The sequence below is a fragment of the Nocardia sp. NPDC003345 genome, assembly GCF_053589395.1.
In genome coordinates this window covers 1-9,322 of the sequence record NZ_JBSFRU010000265.1, presented here as the reverse complement: position 1 = coordinate 9,322, position 9,322 = coordinate 1, and the positions used below count along the sequence as shown (strand labels likewise).

General features: G+C 69.7%; 10 protein-coding genes. 4 read left to right on the top strand and 6 right to left on the bottom strand.

What is annotated here, in order from left to right; genetic code table 11:
* The 3 genes from ACWDU1_RS24125 to ACWDU1_RS24115 form a co-directional block, all read right to left on the bottom strand.
* A partial coding sequence (locus tag ACWDU1_RS24125; RefSeq protein ID WP_450001766.1) for an AMP-dependent synthetase/ligase occupies window positions 1-1,259 on the bottom strand: 1,259 nt, incomplete at its 3' end.
* Window positions 1,260-1,412: 153 nt separating this feature from the next.
* On the bottom strand, window positions 1,413-2,057 hold the full coding sequence (gene ribA / locus ACWDU1_RS24120) for a GTP cyclohydrolase II RibA (protein WP_450001765.1): 645 nt from the start codon (window positions 2,055-2,057) through the stop codon (window positions 1,413-1,415).
* 209 nt (window positions 2,058-2,266) lie between these two features.
* Window positions 2,267-3,763 (bottom strand): carbohydrate kinase family protein, encoded by a 1,497-nt coding sequence (locus ACWDU1_RS24115; RefSeq protein WP_450001763.1) that lies wholly within the window; start codon window positions 3,761-3,763, stop codon window positions 2,267-2,269.
* 371 nt (window positions 3,764-4,134) lie between these two features.
* Here ACWDU1_RS24115 and ACWDU1_RS24110 point away from each other — a divergent pair, with 371 nt between their 5' ends.
* The gene (locus ACWDU1_RS24110; RefSeq protein WP_450001761.1) at window positions 4,135-4,512 is read left to right on the top strand and encodes a hypothetical protein; all 378 of its coding nucleotides are present in this window, start codon (window positions 4,135-4,137) and stop codon (window positions 4,510-4,512) included.
* 22 nt (window positions 4,513-4,534) lie between these two features.
* Here the strand turns inward: ACWDU1_RS24110 and ACWDU1_RS24105 are convergent, their stop codons facing one another.
* Genes ACWDU1_RS24105 through ACWDU1_RS24095 form a run of 3 tightly spaced genes read right to left on the bottom strand, consistent with a single transcriptional unit; the run spans window position 4,535 to window position 6,947 of the window.
* Window positions 4,535-5,611: a quinone-dependent dihydroorotate dehydrogenase gene (locus ACWDU1_RS24105; protein WP_450001767.1), complete on the bottom strand. Its 1,077-nt coding sequence runs from the start codon at window positions 5,609-5,611 to the stop codon at window positions 4,535-4,537.
* A 5-nt stretch (window positions 5,612-5,616) separates the two neighbouring features.
* The gene (locus tag ACWDU1_RS24100; RefSeq protein ID WP_450001760.1) at window positions 5,617-5,883 is read right to left on the bottom strand and encodes a DUF5703 family protein; all 267 of its coding nucleotides are present in this window, start codon (window positions 5,881-5,883) and stop codon (window positions 5,617-5,619) included.
* The gene (locus ACWDU1_RS24095; RefSeq protein ID WP_450001758.1) at window positions 5,883-6,947 is read right to left on the bottom strand and encodes a hypothetical protein; all 1,065 of its coding nucleotides are present in this window, start codon (window positions 6,945-6,947) and stop codon (window positions 5,883-5,885) included. Before ACWDU1_RS24095 ends, ACWDU1_RS24100 begins: the two co-directional genes overlap by 1 nt.
* A 124-nt stretch (window positions 6,948-7,071) precedes the next feature.
* Between ACWDU1_RS24095 and ACWDU1_RS24090 the strand changes: the two genes are divergently transcribed.
* The 3 genes from ACWDU1_RS24090 to ACWDU1_RS24080 form a co-directional block, all read left to right on the top strand.
* Window positions 7,072-7,419, top strand: a complete 348-nt coding sequence (locus ACWDU1_RS24090; RefSeq protein ID WP_450001756.1) for a hypothetical protein — start codon at window positions 7,072-7,074, stop codon at window positions 7,417-7,419.
* Between the two features lie 20 nt (window positions 7,420-7,439).
* A complete protein-coding gene (locus ACWDU1_RS24085; protein ID WP_450001755.1) occupies window positions 7,440-7,994 on the top strand; it encodes a hypothetical protein in 555 nt (184 codons plus the stop codon).
* Window positions 7,995-8,015: 21 nt separating this feature from the next.
* The coding region (locus ACWDU1_RS24080; protein WP_450001754.1) for an MMPL family transporter at window positions 8,016-9,322 on the top strand (1,307 nt) is incomplete at its 3' end.

Sequence of the window (9,322 nt, the reverse complement as noted above, 5' to 3'; positions counted from 1 at the left end):
GTGATGATCTGGCCGCGGACGAGTACTTCGCCGTCGTCGGCGAGGCGGAGTTCGAGGCCGTCGACCGGGCGTCCGACCGATCCGGGCCGGGGTTTGTCGAGTTCGGTGTAGGTGGCGACACCGGTTGTTTCGGACATCCCCCATACCTCGGAGACGCAGAAGCCGAGCCCGAGGAAGAATTCGAGTGTTTCGGGCGGGATGGGCGCGGCGCCGGAGGAGGCGACGCGGAGTTCGTCGAGTCCGAGGGCGGCCCGGAGTTTCGCGAGCAGGATTTTCTCGGCGATGCGGTGCTGGAAGGACAACAGTGGGCCGCGGCCCGTACCGGCGAGGTCGGCCTTCGCCGCGGCGATGCCGGTGGCGATGGCCCAGTTCGCGATGGCCTTCTTGGCTCCGGTTTCGGCGGACAGCTTGGCCTCCACGCCGCCTTTGATCTTCTGCCAGACGCGTGGGACGCCGAAGAAGATGGTGGGGCGGGCGTCGGGGAGTGCGGCCGCGATCTCCCGGGGGTCGGGGACGGTCGTCATCTGGATACCGGTGATGAGGTTGATGGCGTGCCCGGAGATGCGGTCGGCGACATGGGCGGCCGGGAGGTAGGACAGCGCGCGGTCGTCGAGGCCGACGTCGAGGGGTCCGCTGCTGAGGGCGATCACCTGGGCGAGGACGTTGCGGTGGGTGAGTTCCACGCCTTTGGAGGGGCCGGTGGTGCCGGAGGTGTAGATGAGGGTGGCCAGGTCGCCGGGTTCGACGGCCTGCCAGGCGGTCTCGAAATCGAAGTCCGGGTCGGGGTTGTTCTCGAGGTCGGCGAGGGTTTTCGCGCCTTCCGCCGGGCCGTCAACGACGACGAGGTGTTCGATGGGGACGCCGGCGGCGCGGATGACATCGAGGAACTGCTGTTCGGTGATGACTATCTTGTTGCCGGCGTTGGTGAACACGTGTGCGATCTGTTCGGCGGAACAGGTGTTGTACACGGAGAACGGAGTTGCGCCGACGTGCAGTGCGGCGGTGTCGAGGAGGTTGAACTCCGGACGGTTGGTCAGCATGATGCCGACGGTGTCGCCGCGGCGCAGTCCGAGTGCGGCCAGGCCGGCGGCGAGCACACGGACTCGTTCACCGTACTCGCGCCACGTGATCTCCTGGGTGCCGCCGACCGTGCGCAGGGCGACGGCATCGGGGCGGAGGGTGAGGGTCTGCTGGAAGGCCGCGGGCACCGTGTAGACGGTGGTGCCGGTGCGGTGCGGGTAGGCGATATCTGTTGTCATGGTCCGTTCCCGAGATGCTGGAGCTCCGCGGACTCTTGTCCGGTGAGGGTGTTCCGGATGCGGAACACCGTTCAGCCGGAGTGACGCGGATCACTCATAGTAGCCGGGAAACGGACAAAGCGCGTTGGTTCTGTCTGGGTCAGCGGCAGACGGTCACCCGGGCAGCGGCAGCCGCCGGTGGGTGTCGGCGGGATCGGCGACAGGGATCCAGTGGCCGCGGTGCCGGCGTTTGGCGTCGAGGTAGGCGGCGGCCCGCGCGCTGAGCGGTGAGGTGTACAGCGGTTCCGGGGTCACATCGAGTTTCTCGTCGACGAGCGCCTGGACTTTGTCGGGGTTGTTGGTCAGCAGCCGGACCTTGCCGAGGCCGAGCCGGGCCAGACTCCGGGCGGCGTGGTCGTAGGCCCGCCCGTCCGCGGGATAGCCGAGCGTGGTGTAGGCGGTGAAGGTGTCGGCGCCGGAGCGTTCCGCTTCCCGGTAGCCGAGAGCCTTGGCGATCAGTCCGGCGCCGCGGCCTTCCTGTTCGAGGTAGACAAGGATGCCCGCTCCTTCGGCCTGGATCAGGTCGAGGGATTTGCGCAGTTCCGGTCCGCAATCGCAGTCCTCGGAGCCCAGTGCTTCGCCGTAGAGGCAGCGCGAATGGATTCGGACGAGGCAGTTGTCGCCGGGTTCGCCGAAGATCAGCAGGTGCCCCAGGGCGGGGTCACCGTCTACGGCCTGGATGCGCACCGGCGTGTCCTGCCCGTTCCTGGTGAACCTGTGCCCGGTGTCGGGCTCGGCGGCCCCGTCGGCTGCGGTCAAGGTCGGGACTCCTTCGATGGGTTCGTATGGTGCGACGGGGTGGCCGGAGAGGGCCTGCGCAGCGCTCGGCCCGCCGAGCGAGGGGTGGTTTCCTGCGCCTCGGCGGGCCGGTAGCCGACTTTACGCCCGGCGTGTGTGTTCCGCACTCCGTGTGCGGCGCGTCGGTGAGATCTGCCGATCGGGCGGCGTGTCGCGGGCCGGCGCATCGGTCAGTGCCGTTCGGCGGTGAGCCGGATGATCCGGTCCACGTCGTCGGTGGTCGGCATGGCGCCGGGTACGTCGCCGGCGAAGGACTGGGTGGCGACCATGGCCGCGGTGGCCCAGCCGTAATCCTGTTCGTCGGCGATACGGCGGCCGCCGGTTTCCGCGGTGCCGGCGTGGGACAGCAGCCGGTAGACGAGGGCGGCGGAGAAGGCGCCGCGGGAGCCGGGTACATCGGTCAGTGCCGCGGCCTGGACCCGGGGGATGTCGAGAGCGAGCCGGTCGGAGCGGACGGTGCAGCCGAAGTCCTCGACCACGCAGACGGCGCGGGCCCCGAGCATCTGCAGTTGTTCGGCGATGTGGGGGGCGGATTGGGCGGGGATCTCGGGCACCATGCTGTCGAGTTCGTTGGTGGAGCCGATGACGTAGTCGACGCTGGACAGGTAGCGGTACAGGGATTGTGGGTTCTCGGTCTGGGCGGCGGCGACGACCGTTGTCGGCCGGGCCGGCAGGGCCTGGGTGATGGCGAGGACTTGTTCGATGACGGGCAGTGGTGGTTCCAGGGTCACCAGTACCGCGTCACTCGCGGCGAGTGCCTCGCGGACCGCGGGGCCGATCAGTTCGGTGGCGGCGAGCCGGATGCGGTCGTCGTCGCAGAAGATGGTGCCGGTGATACCGGTGCGGCTGACGATGAGCGCGGTGATGGGGGTGCGGGCCTGGGGGACGACGCGGATCAGCGAGGTGTCGATGTTCTCCGAGTGGAGGTAGTCGAGGATGCGGCGGCCGGCGTCGTCGTCTCCGATGGTGGTGACCATGCGGACGTCGATGCCGAGGCGGGCGGCGGCGACGGCGCGGTTGAGCGCTTTTCCGCCGGGGTTGTCGCTGAAGCGGCCGCGGGCGAAGCCGCGGGCATCGGGGATGCTGTCGACCTGGTAGATGTGGTCGATGACGGCGTCGCCGACGACGGTGAGGGTTCCGACGGTGTCGTGGCGGGTGGTTCTGCGGCCGATGTGATCGTCGGTGTAGACGGTGCCGGTGACCAGGAGCGCGGCGAGTGCGGTGAAGGCCCGGCGTTCGGGGGTGGCGCGCAGGGACCGGACGGTGGGGGCGGGGGGTACGACGTCGGCTTCGGCGATTTCGTGGAGGCGGCGCCAGTGGGCGGAGAGGTATTCGCGGCGGGCGCCGAGGTCCTGGGAGTAGAGCCCGGTGGGTTCGATTCCGGGTGGCCGGGAGTCGCGGAGGAGTCCGAGGGAGAGTTCGGCGTCGGTGATCACCCGGTGGGTCGCGGGCAGGCGGCGGGCGTGTTCGCGGACGACCGGTAGGACGGCGGCGAGGGGGGTGGTGCCGTGGGCGTCGGCGTAGCGCCGCATGACCGGGAGGTCGAGGAGGGGGGTGATGTCGATTTCGGTGGTGGTGAGGCGGTCGGGGCTGAGGCCGGAGCGTTTGCACAGCCGCGTGAGGATATTGCGGATGGCGACGATGGCGGTGTCGTCGTGCTGGACCATGCGGCGCGCCTTTCTGCTTCCGTGCCTCCGCCCTGGGGTTTCGGCCGACACGATTTTGGCAATAACCATAGTGCAAACGGCATTTGACATGGGATTGACCCACGGAACAGTCAAATGACACACTTGGAATAGCTTTTTACCTCGATAGAGGAACGGGAGGGCCTGGTGATGCCGATGACGACAGCCCGGTTCCGCGGACACCGATATCCCGCGCGTCGACCCGTCGTTTGCGCTGGTACGGACCCGGAGGCGTCCTCCGCAGCGGCGCTCTAGCGCCCGCGTCCACGCCATTTTCCCGACGGCAGCGATGCCGCGCCGGCCGGCCGTTGCGCCGGCCCGGTCTCGGTGCCGAGCCCCCTGAGGAGGCAGCTGTGACCATCCACATCACCTACTGGCTGATGACCAGTGGTATTTCCCCCGAATTCGCCGAACGTGTGCACACCCGCCACGGGGCCTCGTGGCAGTTGAGCTGGTTGCCCGGCCGGAGCCTGTCCTATGAGCAGGCCTACGCCGGGATGGAGGTCGACGAGATCCTCTCGATCCCCGACCTGGTGGAGGACGCCGCCGCGATGGCGTATGCGGCGCGGCAGGTGGAGGTGCTCGGCCTGCTGTGGGATCAGGTCGTGTACCTGCTGGCCAGGAGAGTGGAGGAGCGTCAGCTGGAAGCCCGGTTCCTGGACGAGCGGGGTCCCGGCCCGATGCCGTTCCGGGAGGATCCCGGCGCGGTTCGCAGCGGGTCGGCCGCTTGAGCCGTCGCCCGGTCCGGGCGGATCAGCGGTGCGCGGCGTGTCCGGCGCCCACGGCGTCGGCGAGGCGGTGATAGCCGCCCGCGCGCAGACGTGCGGCGATGCCCTTGTGGATGCGCCGGGTCCACAAGGGCCCGCCGTAGATGAATCCGGTGTAGCCCTGCAGCAGGGAGGCGCCGGCGAGGATCCGTTCCCAGGCCTGTTCCGGGGTTTCGATGCCACCGACGGAGATGAGCACCAGCCGGTCGCCGACGCGCGCGTAGAGGCGGCGCAGCACGTCGAGTGAGCGTTCGGCGACCGGCGGTCCGGACAGCCCGCCGGCGCCGAGGGCGGCGACCTCGGCGGGGTCGGTGTTCAACCCGGTGCGGCCGATGGTGGTGTTGGTGGCGACGATTCCGGCCAGTCCCAGTTCGACGGCGAGGTCGGCGACGGCGTCGATGTCCTCGTCGGACAGATCGGGGGCGATCTTCACCAGCACCGGAACCCGGACGCTGTCCAGCACGGCGGCCAGGACCGGACGCAAGGATTCCACGGCCTGCAGATCGCGCAGGCCGGGGGTGTTGGGGGAGCTGACGTTGACGACCACGAAATCGGCGAGCGGGCCGAGCAGGCGGGCGCTGGTGGCGTAGTCGGCGGCGGCGTGGTCGGGTTCGACGACCTTCGTTTTCCCGATATTGGCGCCGATCGGGACGGTGGTGGCGCGGCCGTGCAGGCGGGCGGCCGCCGCGGCGGCGCCGTGGTTGTTGAAGCCCATCCGGTTGATCAGGGCCCGGTCGGCGGGTAGCCGGAAGAGGCGAGGCGCGGGGTTGCCGGGCTGGGCGGCGGCGGTGACGGTGCCGATCTCGGCGAAACCGAAGCCGAGCGCACCCCAGGCGCCGGCGCCGGTGGCGTCCTTGTCGAAACCGGCGGCCAGGCCGAGCGGGGCGGGAAAGTCGATTCCGAACGCGGTGGAGCGCAGGATCGGGTCGTCGACGGCGAACAGGCGGCGCAGCCCGGCGCGGGCGGGTGCGACGGCGGTGGCGGTGCGGATGAGGGCGAAGACGAGGCGGTGGATCGTCTCCGGCGGCACCAGGAACATGAGCGACAGCAGTAATCGGTACAGCACGGTCATAGCTCCGCGGCGTTGCCCGCCGGGGTGGTGAGGGCGGTTTTGCGGCGGCGTAGCAGGACGCGCCGGCTGCCGTCGGTGTAGGCGCGGACGCGCGAGAGTTCCCAGCCGCCGAATTCGGCCTGGATGGCCAGCCGCATGGAGGCGGTGACACGGGTGACGTCGGGCGGCAGCCGCAGCGGTACGTACTCGTAGTCGTCGCTGCTGGTCTCCCAGGTGGCGGGGAGTTTGTTGCGCGGGTGCGCTGCACGTGGAGTGGATGCCATCACTGCCCTCTCTTGCGCTGGTCCGCGGATATCCGCTGCAGACCCGGTTCGGTCGCCGAGCCGATGTAGAGATCGCCGGTGGACTCGTCGACGGTCACCGTATTCGGCTGCCGGACGGTGGGGTAGCGGCCGACTTCGCGTGGTGATCCCGCCGACAGGTCGTAGCCGACGATCTCGTTGCTCTGCGTGCACGTCACCCATACGGTGTCAGAACGCCGGTCGTAGGCGAGTGCGTAAGGCGACGATCCTACCGGGTAACGCTGGCGCAGGACGAGCGGATCGGTGGTGAACACCAGGAGCTGACCGCTGTCGGGGTCGGTGACGACGACCCGGCCGAAGGACGCCTCGGTGAGGTTCGCGGCGCCCGCTCCGGCCCGCAGGGCCAGCCCGAGATGTTCGTAGCCGGGTTCGATCTCGGTGAGCAGGGTCTGGCGGCGGTCCAGTACGGCGAGGGTGTCGCCGGTGAGCGCGAGGGCGTCGGCGGAGGCGAGCCCGGTGACGGTGTGCTGTACGCCGCCGGTGCGGTCCAGGACGAGGACCCGGCCGTCCGCGGTTCCCGCGATCAGGGTCCCGTCGGGCCGCGACCGCACCGATCGCAGGTTCGCCCCGGCGGGTATCTCGGTGACCTCACGGGTGGCGGCATCGATGCGCAGGATCACGCCGTCGGCGGCGGCCAGGATCTCACCGGGTGTGCCGGGAGCGAGGGCGACGGCGGGTGCGGGGAGGGAGACCCGATGTGTGGTGGGTGGCCGGGTGGCGGTGGTGAACAGGGTGAGGGTGGTTCCGGCCGGGTCGAGCGCGGCCAGGTTTCCGCTGCCGGGGTCGGCGGCCAGGGCGGCGACGGGCGCTGTCGCGGGGTAGACCTGCCCCGCGGGAGCGGTGGTGGTGGCCGGGGAGACGGCGGGTGCGGCCGGTTCGCGGGTGGGAGCGTCACCGGCGCCGGGTTCGGGGTCGTCCGAGCAGCCGGTGAGGACGAGCGCGACCAGGAGGGTGGCGGCGACCACGGCGTGTGGTCGCCGACGCCGAACTCGTGGCGCGGTGTCCGGGAACGACCGATGCTGCATCCGGTTATCTGACCATGTGCGGGTAGGCCGGTGCGGCAGCGGGGTATACGGGGGTGTCGAAGATCGACGGTCCGGGTGCCGGGCTACGGTACGAATCGGAAGGTGCGGAGGTCAGGAGACGACGATGCACGACGGATCGGGATTTTCCGCCGATGAGGTGACCACGGGACCGTTCGCGCACGGTTTCGGCCGTACCGGCGACGGGCACCCGTACGCGTTCCGGACGGTGCGGGCGACCTTACAACTGGAGATCTACCGGTCGGACCTGGATACCGAGGTGCCCGGGCCGGAGGATGTGGTGGCCGTGGCGGAGACGCGGGTCACCGATATCGATCTCGACGACGCGCGCAGTGTGGTGGCGCTGGTGCGGGATCTGCTGCCGGACGCGACGCCGTCGCCGCGGGACCGTAATGTGCCGACCGTGCGCGCGCTGCTGGCGCGGCTGGGGTCGGTGATCGAGGGCAGGCAGTGAATGATGGTATTCAGTACGTGATGCGGTACACACCTGTTCTCCGGCCGTCTCGCGCGTGGCGCGCCGGCTTCGTCGCCGCGGCGCTGGCCGCGGCGGCCCTGGTCAGCGGATGCGATTCCGGGGCCGATTCCGATGCGGTGGCGGCGGCGCGGTCGTCGGCGAAGGCGGCGTTGTCGGCGTCGGCCGCCGCGACCTCGCAGGAGCTGGCGTCGCGGGCGCTGCCCACCGCGGCGGAGCTGGACGGCCAGATCAAGCGGGCGCTGGATCCGGAGCTACCCGACGAGGAGCGGACGGCGCTGATCGAGGACGGTGAGGCGTTCCGGGAGGCCATTCCGGATATGTACCGGGCGTTGCAGGACAATCCGCGCGCGGTGTACGGGGTGACCGATCCGGTGTTCGACAATCACGACGGTACGGTGACGGCCACGTTGCGGCTGGACAAGGACGGTTCGGGGACCGCGGTCCGGACGACGGTGGTGCATTTCATCTATCTGGACGGTTCCTGGAAGTTGTCGCGCACGGATCTGTGCGGGATTCTGCGTTCGGCCGATTACCGCACCGCGGCCTGCGGCTAGACGCGGGCCGGAGCGCTGGGCATGGTGAGTTCGGGGACCCATCGGTGGGGTCGTTTCGTGTACCGGCACCGGGTCGCGGTGCTCGTGGTGTTCTTGGCCGTGGTGGGGTTGTCGGGCCTGTACGGGCGGGATCTGGCCGACCGGCTGACCCAGGAGGGCTGGTTCGACGAATCCAGTGAGTCGGTGGCGGCGTCGAAACTGGCCGACGCCACCTTCGGTCGCGATACCGACAGTGATGTGATCGCCCTGTATACCGCGCCGCCGGGTAAGACGGTGGATGATCCGCAGGTGCGCACCGAGGTGCGGGCGCAGCTGGCGGGGTTGCTGCGGGATCATCCCGGCCATGTGCTGCGGATCGACAGCTATTGGGACAGTGCGCTGTCGGGGCAGTTCGCCGACGATTCCCGGACGCACGCGTTCGCCAGTATCGGCCTGCGGGGTGAGGGTTCGGTGACGGTCGACAACTTCACCGCCATCACCCCGGATCTGCGCGCGGACGGTCCGGGGGCCGGCCCGGCGGGCACGACGGTGGAGCTGGCGGGGTTGCAGCCGGTGGTGGAGGGGATCAACACCGGTATGCAGGACGATATCCGGCGTGCGGAGATGATCGCGTTGCCGCTGGTCGCGTTGCTGCTGTATTTCGTATTCGGCGGGGTGGTGGCGGCATTGCTGCCGGTGCTGGTCGGCGGGATGACCATTCTGGGTACCCAGGGCATCATGCGGCTGCTCACCGGCCATATCGAGGTGAATGTGTTCGCCAGCGCGGTGGTGACGCTGGTGAGTCTGGGGCTGGCGATCGACTACGGACTGTTCACGGTGACGAGATTCCGGGAGGAGCTGGCGGCGGGCCGCAGCGTGGAGGACGCGGTGGCCCGGACGGTGTCGACGGCCGGGCGCACGGTGTTGTTCTCGGCGGCGATCATCGCGGTGAGCTTGGGGGCGCTGTTCATCTACCCGAACGGGGTGTTGCGGTCGGTGCCGTACGGGGGGATCAGTTCGGTGCTGCTGGCGGCGCTGCTGTCGGTGACGGCGCTGCCGGCGATGCTGGGGATCGCCGGGCATCGGATCGATCTGTGGCAGTGGCGGCGTTTCGCGCGGGCCAGTACCGAGGCCGAGATCGATCGCGGGATCTTCTCGCGGCTGGCGGTGTGGGCGATGAAGCGGCCGTGGGCGGTCATCGTGGTGGTGCTGCTGGGGTTGGTGCTGCTGATGACACCGTTCCGGCATATCGAGTTCGGGGGGTTGAGTGAGCGGTACCTGGCCGAGGACAATCCGGCGCGGGTGGCGCAGGAGAAGTTCGACGCGTTGTTCCCCGGTTTCCGCACCGA